Source organism: Pseudoxanthomonas sp. SE1 (assembly GCF_029542205.1).
Taxonomy (GTDB): Bacteria; Pseudomonadota; Gammaproteobacteria; order Xanthomonadales; family Xanthomonadaceae; genus Pseudoxanthomonas_A.
This window is the reverse complement of sequence record NZ_CP113783.1, coordinates 1,383,652-1,402,914: the sequence shown is the minus strand read 5'-3', so window position 1 is coordinate 1,402,914 and position 19,263 is coordinate 1,383,652. Positions and strand designations below refer to the sequence as shown.

General features: G+C 67.5%; 22 protein-coding genes. 15 read left to right on the top strand and 7 right to left on the bottom strand.

Annotation, left to right across the window (positions count from 1 at the left end):
* Positions 1 to 11 precede the first annotated feature (11 nt).
* The 11 genes from phoB to OY559_RS06420 all read left to right on the top strand — a co-directional run bounded on the left by phoB (position 12) and on the right by OY559_RS06420 (position 11,032).
* Entirely contained in the window at positions 12 to 701 is a 690-nt protein-coding gene (phoB, locus tag OY559_RS06470) for a phosphate regulon transcriptional regulator PhoB (protein ID WP_277729236.1), read from the top strand.
* Positions 702 to 1,017: 316 nt separating this feature from the next.
* Positions 1,018 to 2,358, top strand: coding sequence for a phosphate regulon sensor histidine kinase PhoR (gene phoR / locus OY559_RS06465; RefSeq protein WP_277729235.1), 1,341 nt, complete (start codon positions 1,018 to 1,020; stop codon positions 2,356 to 2,358).
* Positions 2,355 to 4,442 (top strand): polyphosphate kinase 1, encoded by a 2,088-nt coding sequence (ppk1, locus tag OY559_RS06460; protein ID WP_277729234.1) that lies wholly within the window; start codon positions 2,355 to 2,357, stop codon positions 4,440 to 4,442. Before phoR ends, ppk1 begins: the two co-directional genes overlap by 4 nt.
* Positions 4,443 to 4,513: 71 nt before the next feature.
* Positions 4,514 to 6,043, top strand: coding sequence for an exopolyphosphatase (gene ppx, locus OY559_RS06455; RefSeq protein ID WP_343228769.1), 1,530 nt, complete (start codon positions 4,514 to 4,516; stop codon positions 6,041 to 6,043).
* Positions 6,044 to 6,210: 167 nt separating this feature from the next.
* Positions 6,211 to 7,467: a sensor domain-containing phosphodiesterase gene (locus OY559_RS06450; RefSeq protein WP_277729233.1), complete on the top strand. Its 1,257-nt coding sequence runs from the start codon at positions 6,211 to 6,213 to the stop codon at positions 7,465 to 7,467.
* Between the two features lie 51 nt (positions 7,468 to 7,518).
* A complete protein-coding gene (locus tag OY559_RS06445; RefSeq protein WP_277729232.1) occupies positions 7,519 to 8,487 on the top strand; it encodes an aldo/keto reductase in 969 nt (322 codons plus the stop codon).
* Positions 8,488 to 8,586: 99 nt separating this feature from the next.
* Entirely contained in the window at positions 8,587 to 8,964 is a 378-nt protein-coding gene (locus OY559_RS06440) for a GFA family protein (protein ID WP_277729231.1), read from the top strand.
* Positions 8,965 to 9,084: 120 nt separating this feature from the next.
* Positions 9,085 to 9,495, top strand: coding sequence for a DUF695 domain-containing protein (locus tag OY559_RS06435; protein WP_277729230.1), 411 nt, complete (start codon positions 9,085 to 9,087; stop codon positions 9,493 to 9,495).
* 202 nt (positions 9,496 to 9,697) lie between these two features.
* The gene (locus OY559_RS06430; protein ID WP_277729939.1) at positions 9,698 to 10,021 is read left to right on the top strand and encodes a YbjQ family protein; all 324 of its coding nucleotides are present in this window, start codon (positions 9,698 to 9,700) and stop codon (positions 10,019 to 10,021) included.
* Between the two features lie 25 nt (positions 10,022 to 10,046).
* Positions 10,047 to 10,613: a hypothetical protein gene (locus OY559_RS06425; RefSeq protein WP_277729229.1), complete on the top strand. Its 567-nt coding sequence runs from the start codon at positions 10,047 to 10,049 to the stop codon at positions 10,611 to 10,613.
* Positions 10,610 to 11,032 (top strand): hypothetical protein, encoded by a 423-nt coding sequence (locus OY559_RS06420; RefSeq protein WP_277729228.1) that lies wholly within the window; start codon positions 10,610 to 10,612, stop codon positions 11,030 to 11,032. The genes OY559_RS06425 and OY559_RS06420 overlap by 4 nt, the downstream gene beginning before the upstream one ends.
* A gap of 24 nt (positions 11,033 to 11,056) precedes the next feature.
* Here the strand turns inward: OY559_RS06420 and OY559_RS06415 are convergent, their stop codons facing one another.
* The gene (locus tag OY559_RS06415) at positions 11,057 to 11,281 is read right to left on the bottom strand and encodes a DUF2798 domain-containing protein (protein WP_277729227.1); all 225 of its coding nucleotides are present in this window, start codon (positions 11,279 to 11,281) and stop codon (positions 11,057 to 11,059) included.
* Between the two features lie 26 nt (positions 11,282 to 11,307).
* Positions 11,308 to 11,799 carry a DUF2938 domain-containing protein gene (locus tag OY559_RS06410; RefSeq protein ID WP_277729226.1) on the bottom strand — a complete coding sequence of 164 codons (492 nt, stop codon included), beginning with the start codon at positions 11,797 to 11,799 and terminating at the stop codon, positions 11,308 to 11,310.
* Between the two features lie 99 nt (positions 11,800 to 11,898).
* Here OY559_RS06410 and OY559_RS06405 point away from each other — a divergent pair, with 99 nt between their 5' ends.
* From OY559_RS06405 to OY559_RS06390, 4 genes are all read left to right on the top strand, one after another.
* Positions 11,899 to 12,312 (top strand): helix-turn-helix domain-containing protein, encoded by a 414-nt coding sequence (locus OY559_RS06405; RefSeq protein ID WP_277729225.1) that lies wholly within the window; start codon positions 11,899 to 11,901, stop codon positions 12,310 to 12,312.
* Positions 12,313 to 12,406: 94 nt separating this feature from the next.
* On the top strand, positions 12,407 to 13,552 hold the full coding sequence (locus OY559_RS06400; RefSeq protein WP_277729224.1) for a glycosyltransferase family 4 protein: 1,146 nt from the start codon (positions 12,407 to 12,409) through the stop codon (positions 13,550 to 13,552).
* Positions 13,530 to 14,081, top strand: a complete 552-nt coding sequence (locus tag OY559_RS06395) for a phosphatase PAP2 family protein (protein WP_277729223.1) — start codon at positions 13,530 to 13,532, stop codon at positions 14,079 to 14,081. Before OY559_RS06400 ends, OY559_RS06395 begins: the two co-directional genes overlap by 23 nt.
* A 105-nt stretch (positions 14,082 to 14,186) precedes the next feature.
* Positions 14,187 to 14,342, top strand: coding sequence for a helix-turn-helix transcriptional regulator (locus tag OY559_RS06390; protein ID WP_277729222.1), 156 nt, complete (start codon positions 14,187 to 14,189; stop codon positions 14,340 to 14,342).
* A gap of 34 nt (positions 14,343 to 14,376) precedes the next feature.
* On the opposite strand, the gene OY559_RS06385 is transcribed toward OY559_RS06390, so the two are convergent.
* The 5 genes from OY559_RS06385 to creC form a co-directional block, all read right to left on the bottom strand.
* The gene (locus OY559_RS06385; RefSeq protein ID WP_277729221.1) at positions 14,377 to 15,267 is read right to left on the bottom strand and encodes a carbon-nitrogen hydrolase family protein; all 891 of its coding nucleotides are present in this window, start codon (positions 15,265 to 15,267) and stop codon (positions 14,377 to 14,379) included.
* On the bottom strand, positions 15,264 to 15,869 hold the full coding sequence (locus OY559_RS06380) for a GNAT family N-acetyltransferase (protein ID WP_277729220.1): 606 nt from the start codon (positions 15,867 to 15,869) through the stop codon (positions 15,264 to 15,266). Before OY559_RS06380 ends, OY559_RS06385 begins: the two co-directional genes overlap by 4 nt.
* Before the next feature lie 58 nt (positions 15,870 to 15,927).
* Positions 15,928 to 16,353, bottom strand: coding sequence for a hypothetical protein (locus OY559_RS06375; protein ID WP_277729219.1), 426 nt, complete (start codon positions 16,351 to 16,353; stop codon positions 15,928 to 15,930).
* A 7-nt stretch (positions 16,354 to 16,360) separates the two neighbouring features.
* The gene (gene creD / locus OY559_RS06370) at positions 16,361 to 17,734 is read right to left on the bottom strand and encodes a cell envelope integrity protein CreD (protein WP_277729218.1); all 1,374 of its coding nucleotides are present in this window, start codon (positions 17,732 to 17,734) and stop codon (positions 16,361 to 16,363) included.
* Positions 17,735 to 17,823: 89 nt separating this feature from the next.
* Positions 17,824 to 19,263: a two-component system sensor histidine kinase CreC gene (creC, locus tag OY559_RS06365; protein ID WP_277729217.1), complete on the bottom strand. Its 1,440-nt coding sequence runs from the start codon at positions 19,261 to 19,263 to the stop codon at positions 17,824 to 17,826.

Sequence of the window (19,263 nt, the reverse complement as noted above, 5' to 3'; positions counted from 1 at the left end):
CCGGATCCTGCGTGCAGAAGCACATCCTGATCGTCGACGACGAGCCCGCCATCCGCGACATGGTGGCGTTCGCCCTGCGCAAGGGCGAATACGAACCCATCCATGCCGGTGACGCCCGCGAGGCCCAGAACGCCATCGCCGACCGCGTGCCGGACCTGATCCTGCTGGACTGGATGCTGCCCGGCACCAGCGGGCTGGAACTGGCCCGCCGCTGGCGCAAGGACGCGATGACCCGCGACGTGCCCATCATCATGCTGACCGCCCGCGGCGAAGAGAACGATCGCGTCGGCGGCCTGGAAGCCGGCGTCGACGATTACGTGGTCAAGCCGTTCTCCGCGCGCGAGCTGCTGGCCCGGATCCGCGCGGTGATGCGCCGCTCGCGCGACGACGACGAAGACGGCAGCGTCGCGGTCGGCAAGCTGCGCATCGACGGTGCCGCCCACCGCGTGTTCGCCGGCGACACGCCGGTCGCCATCGGCCCCACCGAATACCGCCTGCTGCACTTCTTCATGACCCACCCCGAGCGCGTCTATTCGCGCACGCAGCTGCTGGACCATGTCTGGGGTGGCAGCGTGTACGTCGAGGAACGCACGGTCGACGTGCATATCCGGCGCCTGCGCAAGACCCTGGAACCGCATGGCCTGGAGAACATGGTGCAGACCGTGCGCGGTTCCGGCTACCGCTTCTCGGCCTCGATGTGAGGATTCCGGCAGGTCCGGACATCCGGTGTGAATGCACCTTCGCCCATCGACGTGGGGATGTGAGGAAGACCCGCCGTCCCGCTTCCGTCGTCCCAGCGAAGGCTGGGAGCCATTTGGCGCTCGCCGTTGTTCCTGCTCTGGAATGACGCAAGCAGCGCCAAAAGCGAAAACAAGGATCCCGGCCTTCACCGGGATGACGACGGACCACTGCCCGCACGGCACATCGCGCCCAGGCTGACCCTCTTCCAATCCCTTTACCCATCACGCCCCTGCAGCCCCATCCCTCCTGTCATACACATCTGCCTACAATCGCCCCATGCCCCACGACATCCGTTCCGCCTGGTTCAAGACGCTCGGCCAGCTGGCGCTGATCCTGGCGCTGGCCGTGGTCGTGGGCCTGCTGGTCGGCCACGTGTGGCCGATCGTGACCGTGGCGGCGCTGGGCGTGGTCGTGTGGCACTACTGGCGCCTGCGCAAGGTGCTGCTGCGGCTGACCGCCCGCCAGCGCCTGGAACCGGCGCAAGGCCGGGGGGTATGGAACGAACTCGACCGCCTGCTGTTCCGCGGCCAGGCCGAGATGCGCACCCGCAAGCGCCGCCTGCTCGACATGCTGCGCGCCTACCGCGCCGCTGCCGCCGCGCTGCCGGATGCGGTCGTGGTGGTGGAACGCAACAGCCAGCGCGTGCAGTGGTTCAACAAGGCCGCCACCAGCCTGCTCGGCCTGCAGTACCCGGCGGACATCGGCGCCCCGGTCGGTGATCGCCTGCAGCCGTTGCCGATGTCGCACTGGCTGGCCGCCGGCCGCAATGCCGAACCGATGCTCGACGCCGCCTCGCCGGTGGACCCGAACCTGCGCCTCAACCTGCGGCTGATCCCCTATTCCGACGAGTACTGGCTGCTGGTGGCGCGCGACGTCAGCAAGATGCTGCGACTGGAGCAGATGCGCCGTGATTTCGTCGCCAACGTTTCGCATGAACTCCGCACGCCGTTGACCGTCGTGCATGGCTACCTGGACATGCTGGAGCCGACCGAGTATCCGGACTGGGCGCCGATGCTGGCCGAAATGCAGAAGCAGTCGCAGCGCATGACGCAGCTGGTGGAAGACCTGCTGACGCTGTCCCGGCTGGAAGCGCAGGACAGCCTGCCCGACGAGAACGTGGCCATGGCGCCGATGCTGGCCACGCTGCGGCGCGAAGCCGAGGCCCTCAGCCAGCGACGCCACACCATCGTCATGCAGGACGAGGCGAACGTCGACCTGTCCGGTTCCAACAAGGAACTGCACAGCGCGTTCTCCAACCTGGTCAGCAACGCAGTGCGCTATACGCCGGTCGGCGGCACGATCACCGTGCGCTTCGCGCGCGAGGGCGACGGCGCCGTGCTGAGCGTGCGCGATACCGGCTACGGCATCCCGACCTCGCACCTGCCGCGCATCACCGAGCGCTTCTACCGCGTGTCCACCAGCCGCTCGCGCGAAAGCGGCGGCACCGGCCTGGGCCTGTCGATCGTCAAGCATGTGCTGAACCTGCACCAGGCGCGCCTCGAAATCGAGAGCGAGGTGGGCCAGGGCAGCCTGTTCTCCATCCACTTCGGCGCCGAACGCGTGGAGCCGCGCCTCGACGCTCCCACCCCCATCATCACGGACAGCCAGACCGCATGAACGCCGCCCTGGACACGACGCCTGCCCCCGCGACCGGCGAAGACGCGCTGCGCGACCCGGCGCTCTACCTCAACCGGGAACTGTCCCAACTGGACTTCAACTTCCGCGTGCTGGCGCAAGCCCAGGATCCGTCGGTGCCGCTGCTGGAGCGCCTGCGGTTCCTGTGCATCTCGTGCACCAACCTGGACGAGTTCTTCGAGATCCGCGCGGCCACCGTGCGCCATGCGCTGGATTTCGGCCTGCCGCCCGGCGCGGATGGCATGAGCCCGGCCACCGTGCTCAACAAGATCCACGACCGCGCCGCCGAACTGGTGGATGCGCAGTACAAGTGCTGGAACGACGTGCTGCGCCCCGGCCTGGCCGAAGCCGGCGTACGCGTGTTCGGTCGCGACAGCTGGAACGCGCGCCAGAAGCGCTGGCTGCGCGCCTATTTCCGCAACGAGATCATGCCGGTGCTGTCGCCACTGGGCCTGGACCCGGCGCATCCGTTCCCCAAGATCCTCAATAAGTCGCTCAACATCGTGGTGGTGCTGAAGGGCAAGGATGCGTTCGGCCGTGCCGGCCACCTCGCCATCGTCCGCGCGCCGCGTTCGCTGCCCCGCATCATCCACCTGCCGCAGCGCGTGTCCGGCGGCGAGAACGACTTCGTCCTGCTGTCGTCGGTGCTGTCGGTGTTCGTCGATGAGCTGTTCCCGGGCATGGAGGTCAAGGGTTCCTACCAGTTCCGCGTGACCCGCAACTCCGAGGTCGTGGTCGACGAAGAGGAAGTGGAGAACCTGGCGCTGGCCCTGCGTGACGAACTGGTGGGCCGCGGCTACCGGCCGGCCGTGCGGCTGGAGATCGCCCATGACTGCCCCAAGCCCATCGTGCGGCAGCTGCTGCAGAACTTCGCCCTGCCGGAACATGCGGTGTACCCGATCAACGGGCCGGTCAACCTCAACCGCGTGATCCAGGTCTACGACCTGGTGCAGCGCCCGGAACTGAAGTATCCGGCCTTCACCCCGCGCACGCTGCGCGACAGCGATGCGATCTTCGAGAAGGTCGCCGATGGCGACGTGCTGCTGCACCACCCGTTCGATTCGTTCGCGGCCGTGCTCGAAGTGGTCAAGCAGGCCGCCGTCGATCCCGATGTGCTGGCCATCAAGCAGACGCTGTACCGCACCGGCAAGGACTCGGCCCTGGTCGAGGCGCTGGTGCAGGCGGCGCGCAATGGCAAGGACGTCACCGTGGTGGTGGAACTGCGTGCGCGCTTCGACGAGGACGCCAACCTCGGCGTGGCGGACAAGCTGCAGGAAGCCGGCGCGCAGGTCGTCTATGGCGTAGTGGGCTACAAGACCCACGCCAAGATGCTGCTGATCGTGCGCCGCGAAGGCCGCAAGCTGCGCCGCTACGTGCACCTGGGCACAGGCAACTACCACAGCGGCACGGCGCGCGCGTATACCGACATCGGCCTGCTGACCAGCGACCCGGATATCGGCACAGACGTGCACCTGCTGTTCCAGCAGCTTTCCGGCCTGGCCCCTACCACCAAGCTCAAGCGCCTGCTGCAATCGCCCTTCACCCTGCACCCGGGCCTTATCAAGAAGATCGAACGCGAGGCCAGGCTCGCAAAGGCCGGCAAGCCTGCGCGCATCATCGCCAAGATCAATGCCATCAACGAACCACGCATCATCCGCGCCCTGTATGCGGCATCGCAGGCGGGCGTGCGGATCGACCTGATCGTGCGCGGCGCCTGCGCCTTGCGCCCCGGCGTGCCCGGCATCTCCGACAACATCCGCGTGCGGTCCATCGTCGGGCGTTTCCTCGAGCACAGCCGCATCTACTGGTTCGGCAACGACGGCGCGCCGGAACTGTACTGCGCCAGCGCCGACTGGCTGGAACGCAACCTGCTGCACCGCGTGGAGACCTGCTTCCCGATCCTCGACAAGGAGCTCGCCGCGCGCGTGTTCAAGGACGGCCTGCAGAACTACCTGGACGACAACTGCAACGCGTGGGAACTGCAGGCGGACGGAAGCTACGTCAAGCTGACACCGGGCGATGAGGCGCCGCACTCGGCACAGGGCACGCTGCTGGCGAAGGTGTGAGGCGACAACGCTCGCCTGCGTCGCACCATCGCGTCGACACATTGCATGCCCGCACCCGTTAAACTGATCGCATGGCGCCCCTGACCTCCTCCACCTCCCCGCCGCTCCAGGACGGGGACCTGCTGGCCGCGATCGACCTGGGCTCCAACAGCTTCCACATGGTGGTGGCGCGCTCACTGCTGGGGCAGCTGCGCGTGGTGGACCGGCTGCGCGAGACCGTGCGCATGGCGGACGGCCTGGACGGGAAGGGCGGACTGTCCGCCGCGGCCCGCCAGCGTGCCCTCGATTGCCTGTCGCGCTTCGGCCAGCGCATCCGCGACATCCCCGCCGCGCGTGTGCGCGCGCTGGCCACCAATACCGTGCGGCAACTGCGCGACCCGCAGGATTTCCTGGTCGCTGCGGAAGCCGCACTCGGCAAACCCATCGAAGTGGTGTCGGGCCGCGAAGAAGCGCGCCTGATCTACCTCGGCGTCGCGCACGCGCAGCCGCCGAAATCCAGCCAGCGCCGGCTGGTGATCGACATCGGCGGTGGCTCGACGGAATTCATCATCGGCCGTGGCTTCGAAACGCTGGAACGCGAAAGCCTCCAGGCGGGCTGCATCGCCAGCACACGGCGCTTCTTCCCCGGTGGCAAGCTGTCGCGCAAGCGCTGGAAGGAAGCGCTCACCGAGATCGGCGCCGAGTTCCAGCAGTTCGCCGGCCTGTACCGCAACCTGGGCTGGCAGGAAGCCATCGGCTCATCCGGCACCAACAAGGCCATCGGCGACATCTGCGCGGCGATGAAGCTGACCAAGGGCGCGGTGACCGCCGAAGCGCTGCCACAGGTGCGCGACAAGCTGCTGCAGGCAGACCGCATCGAGGACATCGACCTGCCCGGCCTGTCCAGCGACCGCCGACCGATCATCGCCGGTGGCGTCCTGGTGCTGGAGGCGGCCTTCGAAGCGCTGGGACTGCAGCGCCTGATGGTCAGCAAGGCCGCCATGCGCGAAGGCATCCTGTTCGACATGCTGGGCCGCGGCAGCGACAACGATCCGCGCGACCTTTCCACGGCGGCGCTGATGCAGCGTTACGGCATCGACGAATTCCAGGCCGCGCGCGTGGAAGCCACCGCGATGCGCCTGTTCGAACAGGTGGAGCAGAGCTGGAGTCTGGACGACGACGACGCGCGGATGCTCGGCTGGGCCGCGCGCCTGCACGAGATCGGCCTGGCCATCGCGCACAGCCAGTACCACGTGCACGGGGCTTACCTGCTGGAGCATTCCGACATCGAAGGCTTCTCGCGCCAGGAGCAGCAGGTGTTGTCCGCGCTGGTGCGCACCCACCGGCGTGGCGTGCCGAAAATGGCCTTCGATGCCCTGCCCGACCGCCTGCTGCTGAGCGCCAAGCGCAAGGCTGCGCTGCTGCGGCTGGCGGTGCTGCTGCATCGCTCGCACGATGCCGAAGCCATCCCGCGCCTGGACCTGACCGCGAACGGCGACCGTCTCGACCTGGTGGTCAGCAAGAAATGGATCGACGCACGCCCGCTGCTGCGCTCGGACCTGGTCGGCGAGCCCGAAGACATGCAGGGCCTGGGCGTGGCGTTCAAGCCCTTCGTGGCGTGAAAGGCCCACGCACCCCTGCCGTGTGACTTGAGGTTACACTCGGACCCGCCCCGGATCCGCGGCGTGGCCCATCCCCACTCCTCCACGCCATCCTCCCGTGCGCCCTTGCGGCGGGAGCGTGTCCGAAGGCCGAGGATTCGTCGCGTACGTGCATTCAGGAGGAAGCCGTGATCGATCGAGGAGTGCCCGAAGCTGCGTTGACGGACGCATGGCTTGAAGGCGGACCGGGAGCCATCGCCATCGGCCGCAATGTGGATCGCCTGCTGGATGCCGTCCGCCGCCACCTCGACATGGACGTGGCCTTCGTCAGCGAGTTCCACGGCAGCCACCGCGTGTTCCGTCATGTCGCCACCCGGCTCGACCGCGCGCCCATCCTGCCCGGCGATTCCAGCCCGCTCGACGAGGGCTACTGCATGCGGGTGGTCGAAGGCAGCATCCCGCAGCTGATTCCCGACACCGCCGCCATTCCCCTGCTGGAACGCGTGCCCGAAACGCGCGACCTTCCGATCGGCGCGCACATCAGCGTCCCCATCCAGCTGCGCGACGGACGCATCTACGGCACCTTCTGCTGCTTCAGCCTGTCGCCCAACCTCTCGCTGGGCCAGCGCGACCTGCACATGATGCGCGCCTTCGCCGACCTGCTGGCCTACCAGATCGACGGCGACCTGCACGCCGTGCAGGAACACGAGGAGAAGGTGGAGCGCATCACCTCGGTGCTGGAGCTGGGCCAACCGCACATGGTGTACCAGCCCATATACCGCAGCAGCGAACGCCGCATCATCGGCGTGGAGTGCCTGTCGCGCTTCGACCTGGAACCGCGCCGCCCGCCGGACGTGTGGTTCGCCGAAGCCAGCGAGATCGGCCTGGGCGTGCGCCTGGAACTGAATGCCATCCTCTCGGCATTGGATGGGCTCCGCGATGTCCAGGGCGATTTCTACGTGGCCTTGAACGTCTCGCCGCAGACCGTCATCAGCGGCGGTATCGACGGCTATATCGACGATCTGGACCCGCATCGCGTGGTGCTGGAAATCACCGAACATTCGCTGGTCGACGACTACACGCTGCTCAACGAACGGCTGGCGCCGCTCCGCGAGGCCGGCGTGCGCGTGGCGGTGGACGACGCCGGCGCGGGCTACGCCAGCATGCGGCACGTGCTGGCCATCCATCCGGACATCATCAAGCTGGACCTGACCCTCACGCGAGGCATCGACACCGATTCACCGCGGCGAGCGCTGGCCGCGGCACTGATCGAGTTCGCACGCCAGACGCAGTCCCGCGTGGTCGCCGAAGGCGTGGAGACGGCCTCGGAACTGGCCGCATTGCAGGCGCTGGGTGTGGATGATGTGCAGGGCTATTACCTGGCGCGACCATTGGAGGTCGAGGCGCTCTCGCAGAAACTCATCGCCGAGCGTCAACGCAACTGAAGCGCGACGACGCTCTGGCATGATGCCGCTTCCCCCCTTCGCACGCACACGATGAAGACCATTTTCCTCGCCCAGGACCTGCCGGTATCCCGCATCGCCTACGGCTGCATGCAGTTGAGTCGTGCGTGGGACAGCACGCCCGTGACCGCCGACGAGCGCCGCCTGGCGCAGCGCCTGGTCGAAACCGCGCTGGCCCATGGCATCACCCTGTTCGACCATGCCGACATCTATGCCCGCGGCAAGTCCGAACAGGTGTTCGGCGACGTGCTGCGTGCCTCACCCGGCCTGCGCCAGCGCATGGTGCTGCAGTCGAAGTGCGGCATCCGCTTCGCCGACGATCCGGCGGGCACCCCGGGACGCTACGATTCCAGTCATGCGCACATCGTCGCATCCGTCCATGGCAGCCTCACGCGACTGGGCGTGGAGCACCTGGATGTCCTGCTGCTGCACCGTCCGGATGCGCTGGTGGAGCCGGAAGAGGTCGCACGCGCGTTCGACGACCTGCATGCCGCCGGCAAGGTGCGCCATTTCGGCGTGAGCAACCACACCGCCGGACAGATCGCGCTGCTGCGCAGGCATGTGCGGCAGCCACTGATGGCCAATCAGCTGGAAGTCAGCCTGCTGCACCATCACCTGATCGACGACGGCGTGGTCACCAACACCACCGGCCATGCCTATGCGGCAGCAGCCGGCACGCTGGACTACTGCCGCCTGCACGATATCCGCGTGCAGGCGTGGTCGCCGCTGGCCGGCGGCAAGTTCGCAACGGCCTCGGAGTTCGCCGATCCGGTGATCCGCCAGACGTCCCAGCTGCTTCGCCATCTGGCGGAAGAGAAAGGCGTCACGCCGGAAGCGATCCAACTCGCCTGGCTGCTGCGCCACCCCGCCGGCATCCAACCCATCGTCGGCACCACCGACCCGGTTCGCCTGGCGGCCTGCTGCGCCGCCGACGGCGTCGAGCTGAGCCGGGAAGCATGGTACGCATTGTTCACCGCTGCGCGCGGCGAGCGCGTGCCGTGAGACAGCCCCTCTCGTCGAGATTGCATGCCGGCGGGCGCTCACACATATGATCTTCCATCACGGCCGATCCTCCGGCCAGACCACAACGAGGACGTACCGGTGATCACCCCGCAGACCGTCAAAGGAACCTGCCATTGCAAGGCGGTCGAGTTCGAGGTGGACCTGGTCAATGGCCACGAGAACATACGCCGTTGCAACTGCTCAATGTGCAGTCGCCGGGGCGCCATCATGGCGGGCGTCACCCTGGACCGATTGCGCATCACGCGCGGCGAGGACAAGCTCAGCGTGTACCAGTGGAACACGAAGATCGCCAGGCACTATTTCTGCAGCCTCTGTGGCATCTACACGCATCACCGACGCCGCAGCGTCCCGACAGAATACGGATACAACCTGGCGTGCATCGAGGGAATCGATCTCGCGACCATCGGCGAGATAGGCGCCAGCAATGGCGCCGCGCAATCGCTGGTTTCATCCTGACCTCGCCTCATCGTCCCTGTCAGAATGCAGTCCATGACGTGATCGAGGTGTCCGGCATCCATGGCAGACCAGTACGTCCGCATCGTTCTCCCGGAAGCGCACTACACGCTCTTCGACGCCATGCGCAGCGATCTTCCAGAAGTCATTGTCGTCAATGACGCGTTGTTGACGTTCCTGCATCTGGACATATTCCCCTGGCACCTCGAGATCAGCATCCACGCCACGCATCTCGCCGACCAGGGCATGCCGACCCCGGAAGAAAGCGCGCTTCTCTTCGAGATCGGCGACAGCATCGAAAAGGCCATCGAGGGCAACAACGCACTATTCCTGGCGCGCAGCACTTGGGGCGGCCTCAGGCAGTTGTCCTTCCGAGTGCACGACCCCGAACAGGCGAACGATACCCTGCAATCCATACTCGCCAACAAGCCGCACACCAGGCCGTGGGAGTATCGGATGCATGCCGATCCGCACTGGCACGAGGCCGGCTACTTCTTCAAGCTGTTTTCCACCGCGGAGGGTGCGAATGCATGATCTTTCGAAGAAATCGACCGCCCGACAACGATCCGATGCCAGCGGAAACTGGAACTGGACTTGAGCGGGGATGGGTCCCGATCCGCCGACCCCGACCCGTGCCACCGGCATCCGGCGCCCGGCACCACCACAGGAAGAACGCGTGACGGATCCCTACAACTCCCCGGCAACGCGTCCGGCGGCTTCACCCCTGAACGACGCCATGGTCACCACGGCACTGGAACTGCCGGACTACCGCATCGTCCGCAATCTGGGCCTGGTGCGCGGCATCACGGTACGGTCGCGCTCGATCGTCGGTAATTTCCTGGGCGGATTGCAGTCGCTGTTCGGCGGCAACATCACCATCTATACCGAACTGTGCGAGCAGGCCCGCGACGAGACCTACCGCGACATGCTGCAGCACGCGCGCCAGTTGGGCGCCAACGCGATCATCGCCGTCCGCTACGACGCCACCGACGTGATGGCCGGCCTGACCGAAGTGCTGTGCTACGGCACAGCGGTGGTGGTCGAGCCGCATGGCCTTTGATGCGGCGACGCCTTCCGGAGTGCCGATGCAGCCGCTGAAACGAAAACGTCGGTGGCGGACCGGGCTCGTACTGATTGGAATGCTCCTGACAGCCTACCCCGCCTTCGTCCTGACCTACACCTGGTCCCACGTCCTGCAAAGCCCGCTCCCGGGTGGCCGCCACGGTCCGCTGGATGCTTACCGGCACACGCTCGCCAGCGCCGTGGTGGCCTACACGCTCGATGCGCGCGCTGTCGGCCTGGTCAACGGCGTGATGGAACGGCGCGGCAGGCGCTCCAACGCCATGGACATCCACAACAACCTGATCGGCGCCAGGATCGGCGCGCGCGCGATGCGGTTCTCGGACATCGAACCGATGGTGGCGCGCAGCGTGGCGTCAGGCAGCATCGACGGACCAGACGACGTGGCTGCCGCGGAGCGACTGGAAGGAAGGATTCGCGTGGTGACGCTGGCGCCCCCAGGGAAGTGGCGTCAACGCCGACGTCCACACGCATGTCCCATGACCAGGACAGGCTCGGCTATAGTCGCCCCAGCCACGGCCGGCCCCACGCCGACCGGCAATCCCTCGCATCCTTGCCGGAGGTTGTCATGAAGCGTGTGATCCGTTTGATCCTGGCGGTCATCGCCGGGCTGTTCGTCGGCAGCATCGTCAACATGGGGCTGGTCATGCTCAGCGGGCATGTCATTCCGCTGCCGGCAGGTGTCGATACCACCACCACGGAAGGCCTGAAGGCGGCGATGCCGCTGTTCGAACCGAAGCATTTCCTGTTCCCCTTCCTGGCCCATGCGGTCGGCACGCTGGTGGGGGCCTTCGTCGCCACGCTCGCGACACCCGGGCGCACGCGCGGCCCGGCGTGGGTGGTCGGCGCCTGCTTCCTGATGGGCGGCATCGCAGCCGTCGCCATGCTGCCCTCACCGCCCTGGTTCACCGTGGTGGACCTGGTGTTCGCCTACCTGCCGATGGCGTGGCTGGGGCATCGGTTGGCGGCACGGGGACAGCGCGCGGCCTGATGGCGGCCTTCACCCGCTGAAGAATCAGGCCGTCAGCCTCGCGACGATCCGACGCACCCACGGCGCCAGCAGGGTGACGGCGACGAAGGCCACCGGCCACGTCGTGGCACAGCTGCGCGCCCAGATTGCCAGGAAGCCCGCGTGCAGCCCCTGGTTGACCAGCAGCACGAACGCGGACACCAACGACACCATGATGGCGGACAGCAGCGCACCGAACAGCAACGGCGCGAAACGGGCGGGAATACGCATGCAGGACTTCTGTTGGAAGAATGGGATCAGAAGGAAAAGAACGGACGTACGAGCAACGCCGACAGATAGAGCCCAGCGCCGAACATCAGGTGGTTCAGCAGGCTGTGCATACGCGCGATGCCGGGACGCGGCGTTCTGGACGCCGCGACGCCGGCGCCCATACCGGGCTGCATCAGCAGGAACGGAACGGCGACGGTGACCAGTCCCACCAGGAGTGCCGGCCCCGGCGTAGGGTCACGCAGCCACGCAACACCCCAGACCAGGGGAAGCACTCCAGCAAAGGCGATGCCGGTCAGGTAGTGCGCACACCAGCCCAGCGTCCGTTCGCCGCGGACGGAGGCGCTGCGGGCGATGGCGTCATGGCGGAAACGGCCCGCCCGCATGTGGCCCAGCCAACGGCCCACCAGGGCATAGTCGGCGACAGGCACGCCAAAGAGCGCGCGTCGCAGCAGGCCCCAGGCATCCATCGCGAGCGTGGCGCCGATGCCGACGAGCAGCGTGCAGGTCAGGTAATCCATAGCGGTCTCCCAGATTGAAGGCGCGGCGCACGCTTGCGCCGCACGACCATGGCGTGCACGATGCCACTTCAAGTCAACTTCAAGTCAAGCGGGGTCGTGATGGACATCGGCGAGGTCGCGAAACGGTCCGGCTTACCCGCATCCACACTGCGCTACTACGAGCAGAAAGGACTGATCGCATCGATCGGACGCCATGGCCTGCGCCGCACCTTCGATCCGGACGTGCTGGAACGCCTGGCGCTGATCGCCCTGGGGCAAACGGCTGGGTTTTCGCTCGACGAAATCGCCGCGATGTTCGGCGCCGACGGCCGGCCCGATATCGATCGCCGCAGCCTGCGCGCGAAGGCGCGGGAACTGGACGCGATGATCCTGCGCCTGACTGCCATGCGCGACGGACTGCGCCACGCTGCGGCCTGCTCCGCGCCCAGCCACCTCGAATGCCCACGGTTCCGGCATCTGCTGCGCGAGGCGGCCACGGGCGGGCGTCGCTCAGGCAGGCCGAAGATGCGCTGAGGGGCGTTCTTCCTGCCGCGTCATGTGCCGGTAACCGCGCTGCAATACACGCTACATCTCCCGCCCTCAGCATGCGCAAAACGTGGAGCTGCGCATGCGCTTTGCCATTGTCACCGAGACCTATCCGCCGGAGGTCAACGGCGTCGCCCTCACCGTGCAGGGGCTGGAAACCGGCCTGCGCCAGCGTGGGCACGCGGTATCGCTGGTACGCCCACGGCAGGCGGGCGATGCCGGTGCGGCGGATGAAACGCTGCTCGTGCGCGGCACCAGCCTGCCGCGCTATCCCGGACTGAGATTCGGCCTGCCCGCCACCCGGCGCCTGCTGGCGCAGTGGAGGCAGTCCCCGCCGGACGCGATCTACGTGGCCACGGAAGGCCCGCTGGGGTGGTCTGCCGTGCGCGCCGCGCGCCGGCTGGGCATTCCGGTGGCCACCGGCTTCCACACGCGCTTCGACGAATACATGCGCGACTATGGCGCGCGCTTCCTCGAACACACTGCGCTGCGCTGGATGCGCCGCTTCCACAATGACGCGGACGCCACGCTGGTGCCGACGCGCGAACTGGCCGACTTCCTGCAGTCGCAGGGCTTCCGGCATGTGGTGCGATTGGCGCGGGCGGTGGACGCGCAGCACTTCAGCCCCGCGCGGCGTGATGACCGCCTGCGTACGCAGTGGGGCCTGCAGCCGGACGACCTGGCGGTGATCTACGTGGGCCGCATCGCAGCGGAGAAGAACCTGGACCTGTCGATCCGGGCCTTCGAGGCGATCCGGCAGCAGCATCCGACCGCGAAGTTCGTTTGGGTGGGCGATGGCCCGATCCGCGCGCGGCTCGCGCAGGAGCATCCGGACTTCATCTTCTGCGGCGTGCAGCGTGGCGACGCGCTGGCGCGGCACTTCGCCAGCGGCGACCTGTTCCTGTTTTCCAGCCACAGCGAAACCTTCGGCAACGTGACGCTGGAAGCGATGGCCAGCGGTGTGCCGACGGTGGCGTTCAACTACGGTGCCGCGCGCGAGCATCTGGTGGATGGCATGCACGGCGCCGCCGTCGACAGCGACGACGGCTTCATCTCCGCGGCCTTGCGGTTGGCGGGTGATGCCCCGGCGCGCCGCGCCATGGGCGACGCCGCCAGCGACGCGATGCGCGCGCTGCATCCCGACCAGGTGTCCGCCGATTTCGATGCCCTGCTGACCGACCTCGCCCTGACACGGAGAAGCCACCATGCGTCCGTTGCTGCCGCGTAATCCCCTCATCGGCCGGGACACCGGCTGGTGCCTGCTGGCCAATCGCTGGGGCGAATGGAACGGCGTGCGCCGCTTCTTCGCCCTTGTCAGCCGACTGGGCGATGGCGTGTTCTGGTACGTGCTGATGGCCGCGCTGATCGTCGCCGATGGCATGGACGGGCTGGCGGCATCGGCGCACCTGGCGGCGACCGGTGTGATCGCGTTGACGCTGTACAAGGCATTGAAGCGCTGGACGAAGCGACCCCGTCCGTTCGCGTCGGACGTGCGCATCCGCGCATGGATCGCGCCGCTGGACGAGTTCAGCTTCCCGTCCGGGCATACGCTGCATGCGGTCGCATTCACCATCGTGGCGCTGGCGCATTACCCGGTACTGGCGCCTTTGCTGATCCCGTTCGCGGCCTGCGTGGCGGTCTCGCGCGTGGTGCTGGGCCTGCACTACCCCAGCGATGTCCTGGCAGCGACGGTGATCGGCAGCGCACTGGCGACGCTTTCGATCTGGCTGGTGCCGGGCGTGAGCCTGCTGGGCTGAGCCATACACTGCCCAAGCGACAAGTACAGCGGACGACGAGTTATCTCTACGGCTGAGGCCCGGGTCACCGACCAGATCCGCACGCTGCGCTTCCTGGCTGGCGAAATGACCCAGGCCGACCTTGGCAAGCGCGTGGGTGTGACCCGGCAGACGATTGCCGCGATCGAGGCCGGCAAATATTCGCCCACGCTGGAATGCGCGTTCCGCATCGCGGAGGTGTTCGACAAGCCGCTGGTCGAGGTGTTCGGCTGGGAACCCTGAACACCGAAGCACGCAGGAGCACCACCGGGTGCGCTTACACGAGATCGAACCCGACCGCTCTCGCCCGCACCCGCGACGGTTGCCATTGCCCCGGCCAGTCGCGGTCGTTGGCCACCTGGGCATTGGCTCGGCTGCGCTCCAGCGCCTCAACGTCGAGATCCGCGATGGCCCACACCTGGTCGTCGCGGGTCTGCACCACCACTCCGTCATCCGGCAGACCGCGATCCATGGGCGCGAAGATCGCGGCCTCGCCGGTGTTGACGTCGAGGGCGGGACTCCACGGGGCTTCGCCCGCGGTGACCGCCTGCGCCACGAACATCCGGTTCTCCAGCGCACGCGCCAGGCAGCCGACACGCACACGGGTGGCGCCGGCGTCCGTATCCGTGCAGCTGGGCACCAGCAACAGGCGCGCGCCGGCTTCGGCCTGCGCACGCACCGGCAGCGGAAACTCGGCGTCGTAGCAGACGGACACGCCGGCACGCACGCCGTCGATGTCGAAGACCTTCAGCGCGTCGCCGCCCTCGATGACGCCCAATACCTTCTCGAAACCGGTCAGTTGCAGCTTGTCCTGCCATGCGTGCGCACCCGCGGGCGTGAACACATCGCTGCGGTTGCGGTAGCGGCCATCGCCATGCGCCAGCAGGAAACTGCCGGCCACGATATGCAGGTCCAGTTCTGCCGCCAGCCGCCGGTAGAGCGCCAGCCAGTCGTCGCGATAGCGCTGGATCGCCGCCAGCGAGGCGTGCAGGTCGGCCCGCGTGGCACTGTCGAAGGTCGCGGCCAGTTCCAGCGACAGATATTCCGGCAGGACGGCGATGCGTGCGCCCGACGTGGCGGCCTCACCGAGCACAACGGCCTGTCGCTCGGCGAAGGAACCGAAATCCGCGGGCGCCCCTACGGCGTACCTGGCGACGGCGACCTTCATCGCGACAGTCCCAGTCCGCGCAACCAGAACGTCAGCGCATGATCCACCTCGCCGCGGCCGATCTCGTTCCATGCCAGCCGCATCGCCATGCCCGGCTGCCGCGTGTAGCCGCGCTTGTCCCAGAACGCCTCATGGCTACGATGCCCGACCGGCCTGCGGGGATCGTCCGCATCGCGATCGACCGCGCAGAACGCCGTCCATCCGAACCGCCCCAGGGCGCGCGCATGCGCTTCGCGGTGATCGAAGAACGCGTGGCCGATGCCATGGCCGCGGTAGGCCGGCAGCAGCACGGATTCGCCGAAGTAGAAGACGTCCTCCGGATCCATCCCGCTGTCCAGGAACGGCTGGCGGAAGGCTTCGGTATCGTCCGCCAACGGCAGGCCGGTGGAGGCACCCACCACGTCCCCGCCCTGCATCGCCAGCACGAACACGCTTTCCGCCGAGCGCGCGTACGCGGCCAGGTAATCGCGCTCGAAGTCCGGATCGCCTTCGTAGAGATAGGGCCAGTCGCGGAACACGGTCACGCGCAGGCGCGCGACATCGTCAAGCCAGGGCGTGATTTCCGGCCCACGGAAGAGGCCGATGGTGTGCGCAGAGTTCATCCCTGGACTCTAGCGCACGCCACCGGCCGGGGCGAGGCAACCGCATGACGTCCCGTCGTTAGCGGGGTGCGGGGAATGCGTCGGCGTGTTGTAGTCCGCGATCGTCCCAGACGTACACGGCGCAGGCCGCGGCAGGCAGCAGGCACAACGCCGCGCGGCCGTCGTCGCTGCGCGTGTCGAACCGCTGCGATGCACCCTGGCCCTGATCCCGCCATGCGGTGTACGTGAGGGGATGCGTCCAGCGCCCCAAGCCTTCCCTGGCCTGGCGTGCGTCCTGCAGATAACCGGCCGCGCGCGAAACCAGGGCGGCGATCGTCTGCGAAGAAAGCCTGAAAAGCAGGCATCCCCTGCGCCGATGCGCGAGCGGGAACAGCAGCGTGGCCAGCGTGGCGTCGTCCATGGCCTCGACGATGACCGCGTCGGTCCCGATCTTCTCGGGCAGCACGCGCCGTGCACGCCGATGCAGGGTGGCGGGATCGATCATGGCGGCCTCAGCGCAGTTCCGTGCCCAGCGCATACCAGTCCACCTTGCGGGTGACCCACATGATCACCGCCAGGATGCCGAACAGCAGCAACGAGCCCATCAGCAGCGCGTTGTTCTCGGACTTCAGCAGGATGTACAGCACGCCGTAGAGCGCGGTCAGCATGGTCGCGAAGCCTGCCGCGCGCAGCCAGCTCTGCAGCACGCCCGACAGGTAGAAGAACTGCAACCCGATGCAGGCCGCGGCGGAGACGAGGTACGCCTGCCAGAACGCGATGTGCTCGGACAGGCTGAGCAGCAGCAGGAAGAAGATCGCCAGCGCCAGGCCCACCAGCAGGTACTGCAGCGGATGGATCGGCAGGCGCTTGATCAGTTCGAACAGCGCGAACCCGACGAAGGTCAGCACCACGAACAGGATGCCGTACTTGCTGGCGCGGTCGACCTGCGTGTAGACGTCCACGGTATCCGCCAGGCTGACCACTGCGCTGTCGATGGCGGTATCGCTGCTGCTGTCGGCACCGTAGCCGGATGGCGTGGCGCTCAACGACGGTGGCTGCGTCAGCTTGCCGGATGCGGATTCCAGCTGGCTCTGCGCGGCACTCGCCAGCGAAGAGACCTGCCAGCGCGCGGTGAAGCCCGCATCGCCCAGCGTCTTGCTGTTGGGCAGGAAACGGCCACCGAACAGCGGCTGGCGCCAGGGCGAACTCATCGCGATGTCGTTGCTGTCCGCGATCGGCGCGATGCCGATGGTCTGGGTGCCGGCCAGTGCCATGTCGAGGTGTACCTCGCTCGCCGGCAGCGAGCCGCCCTGCACCTCCAGCAGCGCATGGATGCCTTCCATCCGCGACGACAGCGCGCCGGTACCGGCGCCCAGCTTCCGCGGCACGCCATCGACCTTCATCGACGGCGTACCGACCAGGCCGCGCACGTCGGCCATGCCGACCACCATGTAGGGCTGCCCGTAGATGCGCCCGTCGGCACCCGGCACCTGCAGCGGCGCGAAGCTCGCCTTCATTGCCGCCTTCCATTCGTACACATTGACCGTGTACAGCCCGATGCGACGCTCGCCCGGCTGCAGGCGACCGTCCACGGTCAGCGTAGCCGGGGTCTGCAGCAGGTAGCCTTCCTTCACGTCCCGGCGCACTTCGGGCTTGCCGTCTTCGTTCAACGCATTGACGAGGCGCTCTTCGCGCCACGGGACGACACGCAATGGACCAACCACCTGTTGTGGCCCGGCCATGCTCTGGGAGACGCGTGTTTCGGCCAGCGTGCGGTAACGCTCGCGGTCCTGGATGACCCCGCGGATCATCACCAGCGGAATGAGCAGCAGCAGGACCAGCCCGCCGACGGTGAGGAAACGCAACAGCAACTTCAATGACTTCATGTCGATGCCCCGGTTGGATACGGGATGCATCGTCCGGTGCCGGTGTGCAACCGGCAGGAAGCGTGTTTGAAGGCTGTGTGAAGTGCGGGCTAGAGCCGGGGCAGCGACAGCACCGCTTCGGCGCCGCCGTCGTGGCGGTTGTCGAGCGTGGCTTCGCCACCATGCAGGCGCATGACTTCGCGCACGAACGGCAGGCCCAGGCCGGAACTGCGTTGGCCTCCATCGGGCCGGGGCAGCGAGTAGAAGCGCTCGAACACGCGCTCGCGCGCATAGTCGGGCACGCCCGGTCCACGGTCGCGGACGATGAAGCGCACCAGTCCATCCACGGCCTCGACCGCCAGTTCCACCGTGCCGCCGGGCGGCGAGAAGGCGATGGCGTTGTCCAGCAGATTGCCCAGTGCGCGCCTCAGCAGGAAGGCGTCGCCTTCCACCGCCCAGGCCCCCGCCTGCGGCACGCGAACCACATCCACGCCGTGTGGAGTGAGCTTGGCATCCAGCCCCTGCACCACCTCGTCGGCCAGCGCTGCGGTGTCCACGCGCTCCCGGCGCTGCAGCCAGCCATGCTGCTCCACTTCGGCCAGCGCGAGCAGCTTGTCTATCGTCTCGGTGAGCCGGTGTTCCTGGGTCTGGATGTTGCGCACGAAACGCTGGTGGTCCGCTTCGGGCAGGGGTTCCTGCAGCAACTCGGCGGCGCCGCGGATCGCGGCGAGCGGGCTTTTCATCTCGTGCGTCAGCGACTGCACGTACTGCTCCACGTACGCCTTGCCCTGCAGCTTGCGGCGCATGGTTTCCAGCGCGCGGCCGAGGTCGCCGATCTCGTCGGCGCGCGGACGCGGTGGCGGCACGGGTTCACCCGCGCTGACCGCCTGTGCGTAACGGTTCAATCCGCCGATGCCGCGCACCAGCCACCACGTCATCAGCACGCCGATCAGGGCGGAAATGCCGATCAGCCAGGCACCGCGCAAGAGGATGCTGCGCTGGCTGGCGACGATGAAGGGCTCGATGCTGCGGTTGGGCTGCGACAGCGTCAGCACGCCCAGCAGCGTGGCGCGATCGGCCGGATCGTAGATCGGCGCCGCCACGTGCATCACCGTATTGGTCTCGTCGCCGGGCGATTCGGGACTGGAACGGGCTCCGTACTCGCCGCGCAAGGTGCGGTAGACATCGTTCCAGCGCGAGTTGTCGCGGCCGACATCGCGCCCCTGCGAGTCGAAGACCACCGTGCCGCGCGCGTCGGTCACGGTGACGCGGTAGTCCACCGAGCGCTTCTGGAAACGCCACACCCAGGCCTTCGGGTCGCGCTGCTGCGCCGCGGCCACGTTGCCGGCGAAGGCACCCTCGGCGATGCGGCCCGCCTTCAGGTCTTCGGCGGCCATTTCGGCCAGCACGTTGGCCGCATCGACCAGCGTGGATTCCATCGCCTGGCGCACGCCCGGCTTCACCTCGTTGACGAACACCCGCATCACGAAGAATGCGGCGATGCCGACGATCAGGAAGAAGCCGAGGACGAGCTTCAGCCCCAGCCGCAT

Coding starts and splice junctions, on each gene's coding strand:
- OY559_RS06390 (WP_277729222.1), top strand. CDS start 14,187: ATGACCCAGGCCGACCTTGGCAAGCGCGTGGGTGTGACCCGGCAGACG.
- OY559_RS06420 (WP_277729228.1), top strand. CDS start 10,610: ATGAAGCGTGTGATCCGTTTGATCCTGGCGGTCATCGCCGGGCTGTTC.
- OY559_RS06385 (WP_277729221.1), bottom strand. CDS start 15,267: ATGAAGGTCGCCGTCGCCAGGTACGCCGTAGGGGCGCCCGCGGATTTC.
- OY559_RS06400 (WP_277729224.1), top strand. CDS start 12,407: ATGCGCTTTGCCATTGTCACCGAGACCTATCCGCCGGAGGTCAACGGC.
- phoR (WP_277729235.1), top strand. CDS start 1,018: ATGCCCCACGACATCCGTTCCGCCTGGTTCAAGACGCTCGGCCAGCTG.
- creC (WP_277729217.1), bottom strand. CDS start 19,263: ATGCGGCTGGGGCTGAAGCTCGTCCTCGGCTTCTTCCTGATCGTCGGC.
- OY559_RS06410 (WP_277729226.1), bottom strand. CDS start 11,799: ATGGATTACCTGACCTGCACGCTGCTCGTCGGCATCGGCGCCACGCTC.
- OY559_RS06435 (WP_277729230.1), top strand. CDS start 9,085: ATGCGCAGCGATCTTCCAGAAGTCATTGTCGTCAATGACGCGTTGTTG.
- OY559_RS06395 (WP_277729223.1), top strand. CDS start 13,530: ATGCGTCCGTTGCTGCCGCGTAATCCCCTCATCGGCCGGGACACCGGC.
- OY559_RS06425 (WP_277729229.1), top strand. CDS start 10,047: ATGCAGCCGCTGAAACGAAAACGTCGGTGGCGGACCGGGCTCGTACTG.
- OY559_RS06445 (WP_277729232.1), top strand. CDS start 7,519: ATGAAGACCATTTTCCTCGCCCAGGACCTGCCGGTATCCCGCATCGCC.
- OY559_RS06415 (WP_277729227.1), bottom strand. CDS start 11,281: ATGCGTATTCCCGCCCGTTTCGCGCCGTTGCTGTTCGGTGCGCTGCTG.
- OY559_RS06430 (WP_277729939.1), top strand. CDS start 9,698: ATGGTCACCACGGCACTGGAACTGCCGGACTACCGCATCGTCCGCAAT.
- OY559_RS06380 (WP_277729220.1), bottom strand. CDS start 15,869: ATGAACTCTGCGCACACCATCGGCCTCTTCCGTGGGCCGGAAATCACG.
- creD (WP_277729218.1), bottom strand. CDS start 17,734: ATGAAGTCATTGAAGTTGCTGTTGCGTTTCCTCACCGTCGGCGGGCTG.
- ppx (WP_343228769.1), top strand. CDS start 4,514: ATGGCGCCCCTGACCTCCTCCACCTCCCCGCCGCTCCAGGACGGGGAC.
- OY559_RS06405 (WP_277729225.1), top strand. CDS start 11,899: ATGGACATCGGCGAGGTCGCGAAACGGTCCGGCTTACCCGCATCCACA.
- ppk1 (WP_277729234.1), top strand. CDS start 2,355: ATGAACGCCGCCCTGGACACGACGCCTGCCCCCGCGACCGGCGAAGAC.
- OY559_RS06375 (WP_277729219.1), bottom strand. CDS start 16,353: ATGATCGATCCCGCCACCCTGCATCGGCGTGCACGGCGCGTGCTGCCC.